21 protein-coding genes are annotated in these 18,104 nt (G+C 67.4%); 11 read left to right on the top strand and 10 right to left on the bottom strand.

The window, feature by feature from the left end; translation table 11 throughout:
- Positions 1-12 precede the first annotated feature (12 nt).
- On the bottom strand, positions 13-1,092 hold the full coding sequence (locus ACWW1C_RS06190) for an adenylate cyclase regulatory domain-containing protein (protein WP_455982620.1): 1,080 nt from the start codon (positions 1,090-1,092) through the stop codon (positions 13-15).
- Positions 1,093-1,134: 42 nt separating this feature from the next.
- Here ACWW1C_RS06190 and ACWW1C_RS06185 point away from each other — a divergent pair, with 42 nt between their 5' ends.
- Together ACWW1C_RS06185 and ACWW1C_RS06180 are read left to right on the top strand one after the other, a co-directional pair.
- A complete protein-coding gene (locus tag ACWW1C_RS06185; protein ID WP_455982619.1) occupies positions 1,135-1,623 on the top strand; it encodes a DNA-deoxyinosine glycosylase in 489 nt (162 codons plus the stop codon).
- Positions 1,624-1,727: 104 nt separating this feature from the next.
- Positions 1,728-2,690, top strand: coding sequence for an alpha/beta hydrolase (locus ACWW1C_RS06180; protein ID WP_455982618.1), 963 nt, complete (start codon positions 1,728-1,730; stop codon positions 2,688-2,690).
- Here the strand turns inward: ACWW1C_RS06180 and ACWW1C_RS06175 are convergent.
- Positions 2,687-3,514 (bottom strand): AraC family transcriptional regulator, encoded by an 828-nt coding sequence (locus ACWW1C_RS06175; protein WP_455982617.1) that lies wholly within the window; start codon positions 3,512-3,514, stop codon positions 2,687-2,689. The genes ACWW1C_RS06180 and ACWW1C_RS06175 overlap by 4 nt on opposite strands.
- 27 nt (positions 3,515-3,541) lie before the next feature.
- Here ACWW1C_RS06175 and ACWW1C_RS06170 point away from each other — a divergent pair, with 27 nt between their 5' ends.
- The 3 genes from ACWW1C_RS06170 to ACWW1C_RS06160 all read left to right on the top strand — a co-directional run bounded on the left by ACWW1C_RS06170 (position 3,542) and on the right by ACWW1C_RS06160 (position 4,982).
- Positions 3,542-4,009 carry a VOC family protein gene (locus ACWW1C_RS06170; RefSeq protein WP_455982616.1) on the top strand — a complete coding sequence of 156 codons (468 nt, stop codon included), beginning with the start codon at positions 3,542-3,544 and terminating at the stop codon, positions 4,007-4,009.
- An 83-nt stretch (positions 4,010-4,092) separates the two neighbouring features.
- The gene (locus ACWW1C_RS06165) at positions 4,093-4,539 is read left to right on the top strand and encodes an HIT family protein (protein WP_455982615.1); all 447 of its coding nucleotides are present in this window, start codon (positions 4,093-4,095) and stop codon (positions 4,537-4,539) included.
- A complete protein-coding gene (locus ACWW1C_RS06160; protein ID WP_455982614.1) occupies positions 4,536-4,982 on the top strand; it encodes a nitroreductase family deazaflavin-dependent oxidoreductase in 447 nt (148 codons plus the stop codon). Before ACWW1C_RS06165 ends, ACWW1C_RS06160 begins: the two co-directional genes overlap by 4 nt.
- Here the strand turns inward: ACWW1C_RS06160 and ACWW1C_RS06155 are convergent.
- Genes ACWW1C_RS06155 through ACWW1C_RS06145 form a run of 3 tightly spaced genes read right to left on the bottom strand, consistent with a single transcriptional unit; the run spans position 4,979 to position 7,841 of the window.
- Positions 4,979-6,031 carry an LLM class flavin-dependent oxidoreductase gene (locus tag ACWW1C_RS06155; protein ID WP_455982613.1) on the bottom strand — a complete coding sequence of 351 codons (1,053 nt, stop codon included), beginning with the start codon at positions 6,029-6,031 and terminating at the stop codon, positions 4,979-4,981. The two genes, ACWW1C_RS06160 and ACWW1C_RS06155, sit on opposite strands and share 4 nt — an antisense overlap.
- A 3-nt stretch (positions 6,032-6,034) precedes the next feature.
- Positions 6,035-6,865, bottom strand: a complete 831-nt coding sequence (locus ACWW1C_RS06150; RefSeq protein ID WP_455982612.1) for a uracil-DNA glycosylase — start codon at positions 6,863-6,865, stop codon at positions 6,035-6,037.
- A 28-nt stretch (positions 6,866-6,893) separates the two neighbouring features.
- Positions 6,894-7,841, bottom strand: a complete 948-nt coding sequence (locus ACWW1C_RS06145; protein WP_455982611.1) for an oxygenase MpaB family protein — start codon at positions 7,839-7,841, stop codon at positions 6,894-6,896.
- A gap of 80 nt (positions 7,842-7,921) precedes the next feature.
- Here ACWW1C_RS06145 and ACWW1C_RS06140 point away from each other — a divergent pair, with 80 nt between their 5' ends.
- On the top strand, positions 7,922-8,560 hold the full coding sequence (locus ACWW1C_RS06140) for a TetR/AcrR family transcriptional regulator (protein WP_455982610.1): 639 nt from the start codon (positions 7,922-7,924) through the stop codon (positions 8,558-8,560).
- Here ACWW1C_RS06140 and ACWW1C_RS06135 read toward each other — a convergent pair.
- Positions 8,547-8,894, bottom strand: a complete 348-nt coding sequence (locus ACWW1C_RS06135; RefSeq protein ID WP_455982609.1) for a hypothetical protein — start codon at positions 8,892-8,894, stop codon at positions 8,547-8,549. The genes ACWW1C_RS06140 and ACWW1C_RS06135 overlap by 14 nt on opposite strands.
- A gap of 101 nt (positions 8,895-8,995) precedes the next feature.
- Between ACWW1C_RS06135 and ACWW1C_RS06130 the strand changes: the two genes are divergently transcribed.
- The 3 genes from ACWW1C_RS06130 to ACWW1C_RS06120 are packed head-to-tail and all read left to right on the top strand — an operon-like array spanning position 8,996 to position 12,236.
- Complete coding sequence (locus ACWW1C_RS06130) at positions 8,996-10,360, top strand: FAD-binding oxidoreductase (RefSeq protein ID WP_455982608.1); 1,365 nt, start codon at positions 8,996-8,998, stop codon at positions 10,358-10,360.
- A gap of 44 nt (positions 10,361-10,404) precedes the next feature.
- Positions 10,405-11,652, top strand: coding sequence for a cytochrome P450 (locus ACWW1C_RS06125; protein ID WP_455982607.1), 1,248 nt, complete (start codon positions 10,405-10,407; stop codon positions 11,650-11,652).
- Positions 11,652-12,236 (top strand): TetR/AcrR family transcriptional regulator, encoded by a 585-nt coding sequence (locus ACWW1C_RS06120; RefSeq protein WP_455982606.1) that lies wholly within the window; start codon positions 11,652-11,654, stop codon positions 12,234-12,236. Before ACWW1C_RS06125 ends, ACWW1C_RS06120 begins: the two co-directional genes overlap by 1 nt.
- Here ACWW1C_RS06120 and ACWW1C_RS06115 read toward each other — a convergent pair.
- Entirely contained in the window at positions 12,221-12,946 is a 726-nt protein-coding gene (locus ACWW1C_RS06115) for a siderophore-interacting protein (protein WP_455982605.1), read from the bottom strand. The two genes, ACWW1C_RS06120 and ACWW1C_RS06115, sit on opposite strands and share 16 nt — an antisense overlap.
- Before the next feature lie 74 nt (positions 12,947-13,020).
- On the opposite strand from ACWW1C_RS06115, the gene ACWW1C_RS06110 reads away from it, so the two are divergent.
- Positions 13,021-14,109, top strand: a complete 1,089-nt coding sequence (locus ACWW1C_RS06110) for a DUF5685 family protein (protein WP_455982604.1) — start codon at positions 13,021-13,023, stop codon at positions 14,107-14,109.
- Here the strand turns inward: ACWW1C_RS06110 and ACWW1C_RS06105 are convergent.
- Both ACWW1C_RS06105 and ACWW1C_RS06100 read right to left on the bottom strand, forming a co-directional pair.
- Entirely contained in the window at positions 14,106-15,206 is a 1,101-nt protein-coding gene (locus ACWW1C_RS06105) for an acyltransferase family protein (protein WP_455982603.1), read from the bottom strand. The genes ACWW1C_RS06110 and ACWW1C_RS06105 overlap by 4 nt on opposite strands.
- Complete coding sequence (locus ACWW1C_RS06100) at positions 15,203-17,110, bottom strand: DEAD/DEAH box helicase (RefSeq protein WP_455982602.1); 1,908 nt, start codon at positions 17,108-17,110, stop codon at positions 15,203-15,205. Before ACWW1C_RS06100 ends, ACWW1C_RS06105 begins: the two co-directional genes overlap by 4 nt.
- A 111-nt stretch (positions 17,111-17,221) precedes the next feature.
- On the opposite strand from ACWW1C_RS06100, the gene ACWW1C_RS06095 reads away from it, so the two are divergent.
- Positions 17,222-17,761: an LppP/LprE family lipoprotein gene (locus tag ACWW1C_RS06095; protein ID WP_455984173.1), complete on the top strand. Its 540-nt coding sequence runs from the start codon at positions 17,222-17,224 to the stop codon at positions 17,759-17,761.
- Here ACWW1C_RS06095 and ACWW1C_RS06090 read toward each other — a convergent pair.
- Entirely contained in the window at positions 17,758-18,099 is a 342-nt protein-coding gene (locus ACWW1C_RS06090; RefSeq protein WP_455982601.1) for a DUF2200 domain-containing protein, read from the bottom strand. The two genes, ACWW1C_RS06095 and ACWW1C_RS06090, sit on opposite strands and share 4 nt — an antisense overlap.
- Positions 18,100-18,104: the final 5 nt, after the last annotated feature.

Here is an 18,104-nt window from a genome sequence, read left to right as displayed (position 1 = left end):
CCCGTGCCACAGCTAGCCCTCTGCGCGGCGCGCCCGGAACAATTTCACCTCGTCACGGATACCTTTCAGCCGTCGCGCACCGGCAAAAGACCAGTCGAAACCGGGTGCGTCACCGACCGCCTCACGTGCCGATTCGGCCAGCAGGACGGCGCCGGGCCGGGCCACTCCGGTGACCCGGCTGGCCTGGTTGACGGAGCCGCCGAACCAGTCCCCCGCCCGGCTCACGGCCAGACCCGTCGCCATCCCGGCTTTGAGCCGCGGCAGGGTCTCGTCGGCATCGGCCGCATCGACCAGTTGCAGCAGCACGTCGAGCAGCGGTACCGGCTCGGCGCTGACCAACATGACCTCGTCGCCGATGGTCTTGACGAACCGCACCGGTGGCTCGGCGAGATCGCGGGCCAGGTCGGCCAGCCGCTGCGACAGCCGCTCCAAATCCTCCGGCGGCAGTTGCTCACCGAGGCTGGTGAAACCCACCAGATCGGCGAACCCGATCGATACCTGCCCGGCCCCGGGCAGTGGTCGGCCGGCAATCCGTTCGGTGGCGCTGACTTCTTCCTCGAGCATCGCGTGCAGCAGCTGGGTGCGCAGCATGTCCTGGATCATCGGGCCGAGCAGCGGGGAGATTTGGCTGACGAGCGCAGCGGTCGCCTTGGCGCCGTCCAGTTGGCTCACTCCCGGCAGCAGGATCGCGGACAGGGCGGCATAACGCATCACTTCGACGGTGCGGGACAGGCCTTCGGCCATGACCTGAACCACCGACACCACCTGGTCCTCCGGGAGTCCCAGGCGAACACACTGCTGGCCGTAGCCGATCAGGTCGCTGTCGACGGGCAGGTACAGCGCAGCATCTGGATCTTCGGAGCGTGGACGACCTGCCGCGTGCAGAATCCGTTGCAGGCGGTCGAGATCCATGCCCCACTGCGCGCTGATCTGGCGGGCCGACAGCCTGGTGCCGTCATCGCCCAACGCACGCCGGGAGGGCAGCAGCATCGGCGCGAACGCGTCGTCGATCTGTTCCTGGGTGAACCCTTCGGACAGCAACCAGTCGGTCAACTCGGCGCTGTTCGCCGGCTCGGCAGCTTGTTCGCTCACCCGGCCAACCTATCCTGACCGGCGGCCTCGCAGAATGGTCACATGACCGAGCCAGATATGCCGTTGCGCACCGGGCTGCCGGCGGTCGTCGGCGCCGACCCCCGAGTGCTGATTCTGGGCTCGTTCCCCAGCGAGAAGTCACTGGACACCGGCGAGTATTACGCCAACACGCGCAACCAGTTCTGGCGGCTGCTGGGCGAGCTCGTCGGGTTCGACGCGGAGCTGCCCTATACCGAGCGCATCGACGCGGTCACCGGCGCCGGGGTGGCGCTGTGGGATGTCGTGCACAGCTGCCGGCGCGTCGGCAGCCTGGACTCGAACATCGACCGGAAGACGTTGGTGCTCAACGACTTCGAGGCGTTTCTCGGCGCACATCCGACCATCGAGCGGGGATTCGTGAACGGCCTGACGGCGTACACCCTGTTCGAGCGAGCCGACATCGCACTGCCGGCAGCTCGCCTGCCGTCGAGCAGCGGAGCGTTGACCATGTCGTTCGCCGACAAGCTCGCCCTGTGGCGGGCGATCGGCTGAGTATCCGGCTCGCAAGAATTGTCCGGCCCCCAGGTTTACCCCTGTGCGCGTCGGGGTAGCCCCGCCAATGGTGTGTATCCGCATCCAGACCAGGGGGTCTACCCATGTCACGCATCCTCAAGAACCTGCCGGGATTTGCGAAGTTTCTGGGTGCGGCGCTGGCGTCGCTGACCGTCGCAAGCATGATCGCGGCGACGCCCGCCGGCGCGTTCTCCCGCCCAGGGCTGCCCATCGAATACCTCGAGGTGCCGTCAGCCGCGATGGGCCGAAACGTGAAAGTGGAATTCCAGGGCGGCGGCCCGCACGCCCTCTACCTGTTGGACGGACTGCGCGCACAGGATGACACCAACGGCTGGGACATCAACACAGCCGCGTTCGAGTGGTACAACGGCTCGGGCGTATCCGTGGTGATGCCGGTCGGCGGCATGTCGAGCTTCTACACCAACTGGTATCAACCGGCCGTCGGCAACGGCACCACCCAGACCTACAACTGGGAAACCTTCCTCACCAGCGAGCTACCGGCCTGGCTGGCCGCCAACAAGCACATCTCCACTGGCGGTAACGCGGTCGTCGGGCTGTCGATGAGCGGCTCGACGGCCCTGACCTACGCCGCCTACCACCCTGACAAGTTCCGGTACGCCGGCTCGCTGTCGGGGTTCTTGAACCTTTCGGACCCGTTCTGGCCGCCGCTGGTCGGGCTGGCGATGAACGACGCCGGCGGGTTCAACCCGGGCGCAATGTGGGGCCCGCCCAGCGACCCCGCGTGGGCACGCAACGACCCGACGGTGAACGTCGCCAAGTTGGCCGGCACGGGAGCCCGCATCTGGGTGTACTGCGGCACCGGCACGCCCGATGACCTCGCCGGCGCGACCAGCGGAGCGCCGCAACAGTTCCTGGAGAACTTCACCCTCGCGTCAAACACCAAGTTCCAGGCTGCCTACACCGCCGCGGGTGGCCACAACGCCACCTTCAACTTCCCGCCGACCGGCACCCACACCTGGGCGTACTGGGGTCAGCAGCTACAGCAGATGAAGCCCGACATCGTCCACACCCTGGGCGGCCGCTAACCGCGGTATCTGTTCGCGTACTCCCCCGGCGTGCAGCCGAGCATGGCTCCGAAGTCGTTGATGAAATGCGCCTGGTCGTACCAGCCCAAACGCACTGCCAGGTCGGCGAAGTCGAGATCCGGCACCGTCTCGATCTCCAGCGCCGCGTGCTGCAGACGGTAGCGGCACAGCACCCATTTCACCGGCACGCCGACGTAGCGGCGGAAGACTCGCTGCGTGGTGCGTTCACTCCACGGAGACAAGGCCATCACCTGTTCGACCCGGTGCAACCGTGGATCACCGCTGACGCGGTCGAGCAGCGTCAACAACTCACGATAGGTGGCATCCGGATCGGCGCGACGCCCGATCACGGTGTCGAGGGCCGCTGCCGCTTGCTCGATGTCGTCGGCGAAAGTGACTGGTGCGCCGAATAACTCGTCGTCGACGGGCAGCACCCGGCCCGTCAGCGCGCCGGCGTCCCGACCGAACCGGGCCGCGAACCCACCAGGCCGGAACCTGGCACCCACCACCGAACCCGACGCCGACAGCGTGGTGGTGAACACCCGCTCGACGACGCCGTGCACCAGCGTCACCGGCAATCGGTGGCCGTGCCGTACCTCGTCGGCGCCCCACTCGTGCGTCAGGTGCACCGCGGGAAAGGTGATGACGGTGCTGTCGAATGGCTCGGCATCCCGCAGGTCCCAGGTGACCGACCAGAAATTCTCGACCCAGACCGCCGCCGCGGCCGACGGCTGCCACTGCTGCAGGTCGAACACCGAGCCCGTCCCGGCACGTCCGACGACACCCAGCTTCGGAGCTGTTGTCGGGTTTTTCCAAGCCTGCACACCACCGACGATACGAAACTGGGTGACATGAGCGTGCAACCAATTCCCCAGGGCTACACCAGCCTCACCCCGTTCCTGGTGATCGACGGGGCCGCCGCCGCGATCGACTTCTACGTCGAGGTGTTCGGCGCTCAACTCATCGAGAAGATGGACGCGAGCGACGGCACCGTGGCACACGCCGAACTGGACTTCGGTACCGGCCGGCTGCAATTGTCCGATCCCAACGCCGATTACGAACTGGTGGCGCCGCCACGCAGCGGTCCGGTCACCCATTCTGTGGTGTTGTACTGCCCCGATGTCGACGCGGTGGTCGACCGGGCCGAACGCGCCGGCGCGAAAATCCGGGAAGCTGCACAGACTTTCGTCACCGGCGACCGGTTCGCGTCCATCATCGATCCGTTCGGCCAGCGCTGGGCCGTCATGACGCGGGTCGAGGAAGTCGACGCCGCCGAGCGCGACCGCCGGTTGTCCGAGTGGGCGGCCACCAACGTCTGAGTCGCACGACGTCCAGGCGAGGGGCAAGCCCTGTTGCGGGGTGCGACAAATGCTGCCTGAGCCGGCTGGCCTACCGTGACCTGATGGCCTGTGTGTTCTGCGACATCATCGCCGGGAAGGCGCCCGCGGTGCGCATCTACGAGGACGCCGACTTCGTGGCGTTCCTGGATATCCGCCCGTTCTCGCGCGGCCATACCCTGGTGGTCCCCAAGCAGCACTACGAGAACCTCGTCGACACTCCGCCGGACGTGGTCGCCGGCATGGCCAAACTCGGTCAGCGCATCGCCCAGGCGTCCCGGGAGTCGGGCCTGCATGCCGACGGCAACAACATCGCGATCAACGACGGCAAAGCCGCATTTCAGACGGTGTTCCACATCCATCTGCACGTGGTCCCGCGCAAGACCGGCGACAAGTTGGCGTTCGCCAAGGGCATGCTGCTACGCCGCGACCCGGATCGCGAAACCAGCGGAAAGATCCTACTGGAGGCGGTGGCGCGGCTCTCTGATCCGCAGGCAGACTTGAGCACATGAGTATGCCCCTGTGGGAGAAGTACCTCGGCCTCCCGTTGCTGAAGATGCACGACCGGATCTATCAGAAGACCGAAGGCCGGATCGGGCACCAGTTTCCCGGCGTCCCACCCAGCCTCCTGCTGCACACCGTCGGCGCCAAGACGGGTCTGGCGCGCACCACGTCGCTGACCTATGCGAAAGACGGCGACGCCTACCTGGTGGTCGCGTCCAAGGGCGGCGAGCCGACGGCGCCCGGCTGGTACTTCAACGTGAAGGCCAATCCGAATATCGAAATCAACGTCGGCACAAAACGATTCCCCGTCACCGCCCGGGTGGTCGGCAACGATGACCCGGACTATGCCCGGATGTGGCAGGTGGTCAACAAGAACAACGCCAACCGCTACGCGGGCTACCAGAAGCGCACCACCCGGCCCATCCCGGTGGTCGCGCTGACGCCGCGCTAGAGCAACTGCTCGGCGAGCAGGCGTAGCGTCGTCTCGCGCGCCGGGGCGGTGGCTGGATCGCAGCCCCGGCGAGCGGCGGCGACAGGGCTCACCATCACCTCGTCGACCCCGAAATACGATGCCAGGTCTCGGATTTGGTCCGCAGCCTCCGCGGGCGCGCCGACGATGGAGCGCTCCATGCCGGCGGCGACGATGGCCTGCTGCGCAGCGGTCAGCTGGTTGTTCTCGGAGTCTTCGACCAGATCGAGGGCGCGTAGGCGCTCGCCGGTACGCAGCCACGCCATCATCTGCAGGTTGGGGCGGATCAACTGCTCGGCCTCGTCGCGCGTCTCCGCCACACAGGCATTGACGGTCATGAATGTGGTTGGCTTCTCGGCGAATTCGCTGGGCCGGAATTCCGCGCGATAGGTGGCCAGCGCTTCCTCGGTGCCCTGCCCGGAGAAATGGTGGGCGAACACATACGGCAGCCCTTTGGCCGCGGCGAGGTGCGCCGAATACATCGACGAGCCGAGTAGCCACAGTTTCGGCGGGCTCACCGCCGCCGGGGTCGCCTTCAGGATGTAGTTCTCATCCAACAAGTTTCGCCCCTTGAGAGACACCTTGACCCCGCCGGGGCTCATGAGCGCCACTATGTCGTCGAGGTACTCGGGAAAGCGCCGGATGTCCTCGTCGGAACGCCCCGCCGGACCGCGCAGCGCGATCGACGTCACGGGGTCGGTGCCGGGGGCGCGGCCGACGCCGAGGTCGATCCGTCCCGGGGCGGCGGCCTCCAGCAGCGCGAACTGTTCGGCGACCGCCAGCGGGGCGTGGTTGGGCAGCATGACACCGCCGGACCCGAGGCGGATACGGCCGGTCTGCGCGGCGAGGTAGCTCAGCAGCACCGGCGGGCTGGTGGCGGCAACGGCCGGCATGTTGTGGTGTTCGGCCACCCAGTAGCGGGTGTAGCCGAGCTCGTCGGCGACCTTCGCCAGCCGCACGGTGGCGGCGAAAGCATCGGCGGTGGACTGGTCGCTACGGACCGGGACGAGATCAAGGACAGACAACTGCACGGTCTAATCCAACTCTTTCGCACCCGACGCGATTCCCTTGGCCACCGTGAACACGTCGTCGAGCATGACCGGGGTGAGTCTGCCGGTGAACGTGTTCTGCTGGCTGGGGTGGTAGCAGCCGAGCAGCCGCCGCCCGTCTGGCAGTGTGGCCAGCGCGCCGTGCCCGAACTTCGGATACGGCCGTCCCGCTCCGGTCAACTCCAGCGCGGCCTTCCACGCGAACCCACCGAGCGCGACGACCACCCGCACGTCCTGGCCCGTCAACCGCCACTCCGCACTGAGCCACGGCTCACAGGTGAGACGTTCCTCCGGCGTCGGGGCATTGTCCGGCGGGGCGCACCGGACCGCGGCGACCACGCGAATATCGTTGAGGGTCAGCCCATCTGCCGCATCGATGCTCTCCGCGCTGCTGGCCAGACCGACGCGGTGCAAGGAGGCGAACAGGAAATCGCCCGACCGGTCGCCCGTGAACACCCGGCCGGTCCGGTTGGCGCCGTGCGCGGCCGGCGCCAACCCGAGCACCCAGATCCGCGCCCGGTCCACGCCGAGACCCGGCGCCGGCCGGCCCCAGTACGGCTCACCGGCATAGGCCTTGCGCTTGGCGACCGTCCGCGTGGCGACGTCCTCGCGCCAGGTGACCAGGCGGGGACACCCGCGGCACACCGACACCTGGGCGTCGAGGTCGGCCACGTCGGTGCAGCGACGGGCGCTGGCCCGGACCTGCGCCGCGGTGCGGGCGACGGGGGTGTCCGCGTCGGCGGGATCCCCCGGCCAGCCCGTCCCGGCCGGGACCGGGGACGGGAACAACACTCCGGTTCGGGGATGCGGCAGCACCCCCAGATTCTGCGCCTACGCGGCGCGGCTAAGCAGCGAAGCTGTCCAATTGGACGCGGTGGTAGGCCGACCGCAGTCGTTCGTAGCGGTAGCGGTTGTACGCCAGCGGATCGAGGACGACGGATCGCGGCAGGTACCGCCACGCCAGCCGCGTGGCCGCCAGGTACACCGCGTATTCGAGGCGGCTCAAGCGGGTAGATCGGATGTCGAGCAGTTCCCGCATCTTCGGGTGGGCATGGCGCCGGCCCAGCACCTTCGGCACGCGCAGTGCGAGCGGCGTCACCGCATCCCACAGCGGCGAAACGAGTCCCTGCAACCGTTTCGGCAGCAGGGCGGGAACAGGAAGGTTATCGAAGCTGTCGTCGGCAAACTGCAGGAATCCGTTGTCGGCCAAGCACTCTGTGGCGACGCGGTCGTAGTAGGCCAACATGTCGGCCAACGTCTCGGGCAGCTTGGCGCGGGCGCTGGGCAACTCCAGGTAGCTCGTCATCCACCGCAGGGTCTGATACACAACCTCGCGCTGTTCGGAATCGAGATCTTCACCACAGACCGCGAGGTAGCCCCGGTAGAAGAGATTCAGAGAGCTGACCGCGATCCAGTTCCACAGCTCGGGGTCCAGCGCGCTGAACCTGGTATCCGAGAACTCGCCCTTGCCGGTGCCCCGCACGCCACCGTGCAGCCGCTTGAGTTCTTCCGTGTCGAAGCGGCGGTCGGACTCGTCACCGAACAACATCAACATCCCATGGGCCAGCGACCGAATGCCGCGGTCGGTGAAGTTCTCCTGGAACCGCCCGGACCAGTCGACCGCTGCCGCGATCGGTCGGTAGGCCACCTGGTCGAGCGCCAGGCGCCCGAAGAGACCCAGGCTCAAGGGCGAGCCCAACCACCACCGGACATCGGCGGCCAGCTCCGCATGGGGCTGACCGGGGCGCCACGGCTCGACGGCGTTGTCGACAGGTGCTGCCGTGATCGTCATGCGTGAATCCAATCTGTCATCAAGCGTTGATAGATAAGATCAGGCAACCATCTGTCCACACGTGTGTCAAGATTGGTGGCGTGAGTGGGCCACGGCAATACGGCGGACTGAGCGGCGCCGACCGCATCGCCGAGCGACGACGTCGCTTCGTCGCCGCAGGCCTGGACCTGATGGGCACCAAGGGCATCCCCGCCACCACCCTGCGCGGCGTCGCCGAGCGGGCCGGCCTCGCGGCGCGCTACTTCGCCGAATCGTTTCCGCGCATCGAGGACCTGCACATCGCGGTATTCGACGACATCGTCGCCGAACTGGAAGAGCGCGGACTCGCCGCGATCGCCGATACCGACGGTGGCCCTCGGGCCCGCTCGCGCGCGGCACTCTCGGTCCTGACCGACATCGTGCTGACTGATCGACGCAAAGGCCGCATTGTCCTGATCGAGTCCGCGTCCTCGCCGGCGCTCGGTCCCCGCCGCCTCGCCGAGGCTCAGCGGTTCGCCGGCATCGTCGCCGGCCTGAGTGGTAACGGCACCGATGCGCGGCCGATCGACCTGCAACTGGCCGCGCAGTTCGTCATCGGCGGGGTCGCCGAGACGCTCACCGCAGTCCTGGTCGGAGCGATGGCCGTCGATCGAGAGCACCTCATCGACGTGCTGAACGACATGTTGTTTGCTTCATTGCGCGGCGTCCGCGCGGATGCCGGTGCCGCTAGAACGGGATGATCGACTCGCTGTTGAGGTATTTCCAGACCCTGCGCGCCCAGTTCCGAACCGGACCGGCGGACAGATGGGCGATCAGTTCACGGTCGTCGATCAGATAGCCGCCGGGCACCCGCTGCCAGAGGCCGGCCGTCCAAAGCTCCAGTGCGGCAACGCTTGTCACCGACCCGGGTGCGATGAGGTCGAGGGCCGCATCGGCCACGTAAGCCGGTCTGCGCGTGCGCACACTGCGGCTCACGGCGCGCACATGGAGCTCGATCGCGGTCGCAGACACATGCGCCCCGCGACGGCTGTCGCGCAGCGCCTCCATCTCGGCCAACAGGGCCTTGCTGTACACACCATCGAGCGTACCGGTAACACGGCCGTTACATGGGATTAATATGCACGGCACATGGCGCGGGTCTTAGCTGGTCGGCACCCGACTCCTAGACTTGCCCCGTGCACACCGCGCTGCCGAGCCTCATCGCCGACCTGCCCGCCGACGCCGTCGTCACCGACCCGGACATCGTCGCGTCCTACCGACAGGACCGCGCGCTCGATCCGGACGCCGGCACCCCCCTCGCCGTGGTGCGGCCGCGGAGCACCGAAGAGGTGCAGACGATCCTGCGGTGGGCCAGTGCACACAACATCCCGGTGGTACCGCGCGGCGCCGGCACCAGCCTGTCCGGCGGCGCCACCGCAGTCGACGGCGGCATCGTCCTGACCACCGAGCGGATGCGCGACATCGTCGTCGACACGTCGACCCGCACCGCCGTGGTGCAGCCCGGCCTGCTCAACGCCGAGGTGAAAAAAGCCGTTGCCGCCCAAGGACTCTGGTACCCACCCGATCCGTCATCGTTCGAAATCTGCAGCATCGGCGGCAACGTCGCCACCAACGCCGGCGGCCTGTGCTGCGTGAAATACGGGGTCACCACCGACTACATCCTCGGCCTGCAGGTGGTCCTGGCCGACGGCACCGCGGTACGGCTCGGCGGTCCGCGGCTGAAAGACGTTGCGGGACTGAGCCTCACCAAGCTGTTCGTCGGCAGCGAAGGGACCCTGGGTGTCGTCACCGAGGCCACATTGCGCCTACTGCCGCCTCAACACCGCGGGTGCACCGTGGTGGCGAGCTTCGACTCGGTACGCGCGGCTGCCGACGCCGTCGTGACCATCACCGGCAAGATTCGCCCGTCGATGCTCGAGTTCATGGACGACGTCGCCATCAACGCCGTCGAGGACAAGCTCAAGATGGGCCTGGACCGCAAGGCCAAGGCGATGCTGGTCGCCGCCTCCGACGATCGCGGCGCGGCGGGCGTCGAGGACACCGAATACATGGCCCGCGTGTTCACCGAAGCCGGTGCGACAGAAGTATTTTCGACCGACGACCCCGACGAGGGCGAGGCCTTCGTGGCCGCCCGGCGGTTCGCCATCCCCGCCGTGGAAGCCAAGGGCCCACTGCTCCTGGAGGACGTCGGCGTGCCGTTGCCCGCGCTGGCGGACCTGGTCGACGGCGTTGGCGTGATCGCGCGCAGGCACGACCTGCTGATCTCGGTGATCGCGCATGCCGGAGACGGCAACACCCACCCACTGATCGTGCACGACCCGAACGACGCCGAAAACACCCGACGCGCCAACATCGCGTTCGGCGAGATCATGGATCTGGCCGTGTCACTCGGCGGCACCATCACCGGCGAGCACGGCGTCGGCCGCCTCAAGCGCCCCTGGCTGGCCGGCCAACTCGGCCCCGAGGTCATGGAGCTCAATCGCCGGATCAAGGCAGCATTGGACCCGGACAACATCCTGAATCCGGGTGCTGGAATCTGATCTCGGGCATTGACACGTCAGGCCCGTCGCCGTACACATAAGACATGACGGCGATTTTGTCTCACGAGACATCCGACTCCCCCGTGGCGTTCCAGCTTGCCGATTCGGCCGGGTGGGTCGACCCCTGGCCGATGTACCGGTCACTGCGCGACCACGATCCGGTGCACCACGTGGTGCCCGCCGACAACCCCGCAGCCGACTACTACGTGCTGTCGCGGCACGCGGACATCTGGACCGCCGCGCGCGATCACCAGACGTACTCGTCAGCCCAGGGCCTGACCGTCAACTACGGCGAGCTGGAACTCATTGGCCTGCAGGACAACCCACCGATGGTCATGACGGACCCGCCCGTACACACCGAATTCCGCAAGCTGGTGTCGCGCGGCTTCACGCCGCGGCAGGTCGAGGCCGTCGAGCCCAAGGTGCGTGAGTTCGTCGTGCAGCGCTTGGAGAAGCTGAAGGCCGCCGGCGGCGGCGACATCGTGGCCGAGCTGTTCAAGCCGCTGCCGTCGATGGTCGTCGCGCACTATCTCGGCGTGCCCGAGGCCGACCGCGACCAGTTCGACGGCTGGACCGAGGCCATCGTCGCGGCCAATACTGCCGAGGGCGGCCTCGGCGGCGCGCTCGAGACACTGGGCAGCGCGCTCGGCGACATGATGGGGTACTTCACCGCGCTGATCGAGCGCCGCCGCAAGGAGCCCGAGGACGACACGGTTTCGCACCTGGTCGCCGCGGGCATCGGCGCCGACGGTGACATCAGCGGCGTGCTGTCGATCCTCGCCTTCACCTTCACCATGGTCACGGGCGGCAACGACACCACCACCGGAATGCTGGGCGGCACGGTGCAGCTGCTGCACCGACACCCCGACCAGCGCAAGCTGCTCGTCGAAAACCCGGATCTGATCACGGAATCCGTCGACGAACTGCTCCGGCTCACCTCACCGGTCCAGGGCCTGGCCCGCACCACCACACGCGACGTGACGATCGGCGACACAACCATCCCGGCCGGGCGAAAGACCCTGCTGCTCTACGGCTCGGGCAACCGCGACGAACGCCAATACGGCCCGAACGCAGGCGAATTGGATGTGACGCGGGCACCGCGCAACATCCTGACGTTCAGTCACGGCGCGCACCACTGCCTGGGGGCGGCCGCCGCGCGCATGCAGTCCCGTGTCGCCCTGACCGAACTGCTCTCGCGGATACCGGAATTCACCGTCGACGAAGACAACATCGAGTGGGCCGGTGGCAGCTACGTGCGCCGTCCACTATCGGTGCCGTTTACCATTTGCTGATGGCAAACGACTGGCTGGCCGGCCGACGCACCGAGGTCGCGGCAGAGGCCATCCTGGACGCCGCCGACCGCCTGTTCGCCGAACAGGACGCCGCGACCGTCGGAATGCTCGAAATCGCCAGGGCGGCAGGCTGTTCCCGCGCCACGCTGTACCGGTACTACGAGAACCGTGACGTGCTCCACCTGGCCTACGTGCACCGCGAGGCGTTCCGGGTGTTCGCCCGCGTCGGCGAGCAGATCGCGGACATCACCGACCCGCGCACCCGGCTGCTCGACGGTGTGGCCGTCGCCCTGCGCAGCGTGCGGGAAAGTCCCGCGCTGTCGTCGTGGTTCGTCGCCACCCAGCGGCCCATCGGCGGCGAGGTGGCCGTCCAGTCGGACGTCATTACCGGACTGGTGGCGGCGTTCCTGTCAGCGTCCTGGCCCGAACTGGAGACCGAGGCCGCGCACCGTCGGGCCAACTGGCTGGTCCGGATCCTGGTGTCGCTCTTGATGTTCCCCGGCGCCGACGAAGCCGACGAACGCGCAATGCTCGAGGAATTCGTCGTGAACCAGCTGATGCCGGAAAATCACGCCTCCCAGTAGGCCCGCGCCTTGATCGACTTCTTCGGAATCTGGTAGTCCTCGCGCAGCACCTTGACCACCGACCGGGTGGTGCGGTTGTCGCACGCCACCCAGCCGAAGTGGTCGGACGCGTCGAACGCCGAGGCCCGCACGGTCTCGACCAGCGCCTCGCCGCTGTTCTTGCGGTCGACCCAGGTGACCGTCAGCCCCGGCGCGCCGGTGCCCACCTGAAGATCGCGGTCGTCGTCGTGGCCGGCCTCGAGGTACACCTGGATGGGCGCCTCGCCGATGGCCTGCAGCAGTGAGTTGATCGCCGGCAGCGACGCGGCGTCGCCGACCAGCAGGTACCCGGCGGGCGCGGGCTCCGGCAGCTCGAAGCTGCTGCCGAGCAGCGTCACCTCGAGGGTGTCGCCAGGCTTGGCGTCCTGAGCCCAGCGGGTGGCCAGACCGTCATGGAGCGCGAAGTCGATGTCGGTGGTGCCGGCCGCCGGATCGGGGTTGACCAGCGTGTAGCCGCGCTGATGGGCCTTGTCCCCGTCCGGGAACCAGCCCCGGACCCACATGGTCGGGTGCACCGGCCGCTCGGCCAACAGGCTCCCGGTGGTGAAGTGCAGACGCAGGTAGTTCGGGGTGATCTGGGTCCGGCCGGTGACCGTCAACTCGTAGTCGCCGCCCCGCCACAGTTTGACCAGTGCACCCTGGATTCCACGTGATGGCTTCGACTCGCTCATTAGGGCAGCATAACCTAATACGTTTCCTTCGGTGATCGCCTGCGATTTGCGCTGGCCGCAGCTATCTTCAAGCCGTGTTCGGCATCCTCCGGCCCTGCCGGCATCGACTCGGCAAAGAACTCTCCGCGGTCTGGACCGCCCAACTGTGCGGCCTGTGTCTCGCACTTCGCGACGACTACGGACAGGGCGGCCGCGTCGCCACCAACTACGACGGGCTGGTGGTGTCGGCGTTGGTGGAGGCGCAGTCTTCCGCGATGGCCGGCCGCCGCGAAGCCGGCAGGTGCCCGCTGCGGGGCATGCGCAAGGCCGACGTCGCGATAGGTGAATCGGTGCGCTTGGCGGCGGTGGTGTCCCTGGTGCTCGCCGCGGCGCGGGTGCGCGATCACGTCGACGACGGCGACGGGGTGTTCGCCTCGGCGGGCGTGCGGCCCGCGGCCCGACGGATCGCCGACCGGTGGGAGCGTCAAGGCACGGATGTCGGTACCGCTCTCGGCTTCGACACCGGCGTACTGATGGATGCGATCGGCCGGCAGGCGTCGTTGGAAGCCGCTGCCGCGCCGGGTAGTTCGTTGCTCGCGGTCACCGAACCCACCGAGACGTCGGTGGCCGCGGCGTTCGCCCACACCGCCGTACTGGCCGGACGGCCGGCGAACGTGGAACCGCTGCGCGAGGTCGGCCAGTTGTTCGGACGTGTCGCGCACCTGCTCGATGCGGTCGAGGATCTCCACGACGATCGGGTGCACGGCAAGTGGAATCCGGTGGCTGCCACCGCGACACCGATCGGCGACGTCCGGACGATGTGTGACGACGCGGTGCTCGGTATCGAACTCGCCCTCGCCGATGCGGAATTCACCGACGGGCGGTTGGTGCACCGGCTGCTGACGCACGAGTTGCGTCGGGCCGTCTCTCGCACCTTCAGCCGTTCGGGATTCGAGGCCACCGACGTGCCGCCCGACTCCGGCGCACCGGTCGCGTCATTCGGCGAACTGCCGCCGGACGACCTGGTCGGAATCGAAACGGGCGAAGAGAATCCCGAGGAGAAGACCCAGCGCAAGGCCGGCTGGTTCGACGGCTGCTTTGCCTGCGATTGCAGCGCCTGCTGCTGCGATTGCGGGGATTGCAACTGCTGCGACGGCTGTTGCGACTGCTGCGACTGTTCCTAGTTCCGGACCCGCGTGAACCGGTGCAGTAGCCATGACGCCGGAATGGTGAACAGCAGAGTCAGGGTGAACAACGCGAAAGTCGACCCCGTCCAGATGTGCTGATGCATCACCTCGACCATGACCAGCTCCATGATGACCAGATGCAGCAGGAAGATCTCGTACGAGATCTCACCGAGGAAGACCATCGGCCGGCTTCCCAGCAGCCGCGCGTACCAACCCCGGTTCCCCAGGCCCAGCGGCGCGACGACCAACGTGGCGATGGACGCGTAAAGCACCGACTTCCACAGGCTTTCCGGCAGTGTCGCGGGCGAGGTTGTCGGAGCGCCGGCGATGGGCGTCGACGCGATGAGGTAGCAGACCAATGCCAATGGGATGCACAGGAATCCGTAGCCCCGCACCTTCATCACGGACAGCACCGAGAGCAGCATGCCGCCGATGAACCAGATCAGGTACGTGGGCAACCACAACCGGGCGCCGTCGGGCAGGAAATCGGTGGTGTGCACCAACGTCAGCCACGCCAGGCTGCATGCGGCCAGGACCACGAGCGCACCCAGCAGCCGGGCCGGCCGCCACTGCCGCCGGCACAGCACCACCATCAGCAGGTAGGCCAGCGCTGGAAGCGCAACGTAGAAAGCAACTTCCACCGCCAGGCTCCACATCTGGGTGAGGCCCTGATGCAGCCAGGAAAACAGATAGTTGTCGGTGTAGATCTGGGTCAGCGTGAGGTTGCGGAGCAGCCCCAGCCAGGTGTGGCCGGGGTTCGGGCCGGCCGTCCGGAAGTGATAGAGCGCGTAGGCCGCCAACACCGTCACCACGTAGGCCGGCATGATCCGTCGCACCCGGTGCCACGCGTACCGCCGCACTGACGGTGCCTGGTAAGGCTTTTCGGCATCGACACGGGCCAGCGCCTTCACCCACGGGGTGAACAACAGGAAGCCCGACAACACGAAGAAGATCGGCACACCGATCTCGGCGCGCGAGTACATCAACCCGACATAGGTCGGGGTGTACTTGCCGGTCGTGAACGCCGCGTGGGTCAGTACGACGAGCAGTGCGGCAACGGCACGGACCCCGGTGAGTGAATCAACCCGGGTCACTTGTACTTGCGCTTGCCCTCGCCTCGGCTTTCGCCGTGTCCACCGCGCCGGTCGTCGTCACGACTCCGGCCCTTGTACGGTCCGCGGTCCTGACGGCCGCCACGGTCGGAGTACGAACCCCGGTCCGGACGTCCCCCGCGGTCTTCGTAACCGCCCGAACGTCCACCCTTGTCCAGCTCCAGCTGGATCAGCTGGCCCGAGATGCGGGTGCTCTCAAGCTTTTTGAGCGTTTCCTTGCTCAGCTTCGCGGGCAGCTCGACCAGCGAGTGGTCCACGCGGATGCTGATGTGCCCGAAGTCGCTGCGGTTCAGGCCGCCTTCGTTGGCGATGGCGCCGACGATGGCACCCGGCATCACCTTGTGCCGCTTACCCACCGCGATGCGGTAGGTGGCCAGGTCGTCGCGCGTCGACCGCGGCTTGCGCTCACGATCACCACGGTCTCCGCGGTCTCCGCGGTCGTCACGGTCCGTACGCTCGCGCCGCTTCTCCGGCGGCGGCTCCTTCATGAGGAACTCTTCGCCGCCCTGGGTCTGCAGCGCCAGCGCCGCCGCGATCTCGGCCAGCGGCACGTTGTTGTCGCGCTCGTAGTCCTCGATCAGCCGGCGGAACATCTCGATACCCGGCGCGCTGAGCGATTCGGTGATGGCGTCACGGAACTTCGACACCCGCTGGGCATTGACGTCGTCGACCGAAGGCAGCTGGGATTCGACGAGCTTCTTGCGTGTGACGCGCTCGATCGAGTTGAGCAGGTGCCGTTCCCTCGGGGTGACGAACAGCAGCGCGGTACCCGAGCGGCCCGCGCGACCGGTGCGACCGATGCGGTGCACGTAGGACTCGGGGTCGTGCGGAATGTCGTAGTTCAGGACGTGCGAGATGCGTTCGACGTCGAGGCCACGGGCCGCCACGTCGGTCGCGATCAGGATGTCGATCGAGCCGTCCTTGAGCCCGTTGATGGTGCGCTCGCGGACCGCCTGTGCGATGTCACCATTGATCGCTGCCGCGGAAAAGCCGCGGGCCCTGAGCTTTTCGGCAACTTCTTCGGTGGCCTGCTTGGTGCGGACGAAGACGATCATCGCCTCGAACGGCTCGACCTCGAGCAGGCGGGTGATGGCGTCCATCTTGCGGGCGCCCGCCACCTGGATGTAGCGCTGAGTGATGTTCTCGGCGGTCTGCGCCTTGGCCTTGATGGTGACTTCGACCGGGTCGTGCAGGTACCGGGCGGTGATCTTCTTGATGGCCGGCGGCATGGTCGCCGAGAACAGCGCGACCTGCTTGTACTCCGGGGTGTCGGCCAGGATGCGCTCGACGTCCTCGGCGAAGCCCATCTGCAGCATCTCGTCGGCCTCGTCGAGCACCAGGTAGTCCAGGTGCGAAAGGTCCAGGCTGCCCTTCGACAGGTGGTCGATGACGCGGCCCGGGGTGCCGACCACGACCTGCGCGCCGCGCTTGAGGCCGGCGAGCTGCGGCGTGTAGGACGACCCGCCGTAGATCGGCAGCACATTGATGTTCAGGTGGGCGCCGTACTTGCCGAACGCCTCGGCCACCTGCAGCGCCAGCTCGCGCGTCGGCGCCAGCACCAGACACTGGGTGTTGCGGCTGGTGGGGTCGATCTTGGACAGCACTGGGACCGCGAACGCGGCGGTCTTACCGGTACCGGTCTGGGCGAGGCCGACGACGTCGGACCCGTTCAGGATCGCGGGGATGGTGGCGGCCTGGATGGGCGACGGAGATTCGTAGCCGACGTCGGTCAGTGCCCGCAGCACCTCCGGACGGATGTTCAGGTCGGCGAAGGTGACCTCGGCGCCGGTGTCGGCGGAGGTCTCGGAAGCGGGGTCAGCGGTGGTATCTGCTGTGGTGATGCGGCCGCCCGAATCCGGGTCGGTCTCGGGCGAAGACGTCGTCATTATGCGAGAAGTCTAGTGGGTCATCGGGCCAGGTACGGCCAGCATGGCTGACCGGACTCCCGGCGGTCCGCCTTATAGGGTGGCCGGGTGCGCTGCGCCGAACCGAAACTCATGACGATCGCGGTGGCCGCAATCGCTGCGGCCAGCCTGTCCGCCTGTGGGTCAGGAGACTCGACCGCCTCCAAGACGCCCGATCCGACGGCGCCGGCCGGCGCCAAGAAATCCGCGGCGCCGACCGTTGTCGCAGGTCCGAAGACCAGCGCGGCGCCGGCTGACCCGTGCGCCGTCAGTCTCACGGCCCCGGACATCGCCAAGGCGGTGTCCACGTTGCCCGCCGATCCCCGCAGCAAGCAGGGCTGGAGCCCGGAGCCGCTCGCCGGAAACTACAACCAGTGCGCGCCACTGTCGGTGGTGATTGTGAAGGCGAACACCAACGCCGAGCAGCCGAACACCCGCGCCGTGATGTTCCACCTGGGCCAGTTGATCCCGAGCGGGGTGCCCGACACCTACGGGTTCAACGGCATCGACCTGGCCGCGACCACCGGTGACACCGTCGCGCTGAGCTACACCAACCCGGCAACAGCGCTCAAGAGCGTCGTGCGATTCCACTGGAACGGCAATGGTGTCGAGTTGATCGGCAACACGCACTAGGTCCTGAGCACCTTCTCCAGCGCCTTGCCCTTGGCCAGCTCGTCGACCAGCTTGTCGAGGTACCGGATTTTCCGCATCAGCGGATCCTCGACGTTCTCGACGCGGACGCCGCACACCGAACCGGTGATGAGTGCGGCATTCGGGTTCAGCGTCGCCGCGGCGAAGAAGTCTTCGAACGTCGTCTCCGCTTTCAGATGCCCGGCCAGCGCGGCCTCGTCGAAGCCTGTCAGCCAGCAGATGACCTGGTCGAGTTCGGCAGTGGTGCGGCCCTTCTTCTCGACCTTGTTGACGTAGTGGGGATAGACCGACGCGACACTGGTGGAGAAAATCCTGCTCACCCCAG

The sequence above is a fragment of the Mycobacterium sp. HM-7 genome (assembly GCF_053852335.1).
The sequence above is the reverse complement of the archived record's forward strand: the minus strand, read 5'-3'. Positions and strand labels throughout refer to the sequence as shown.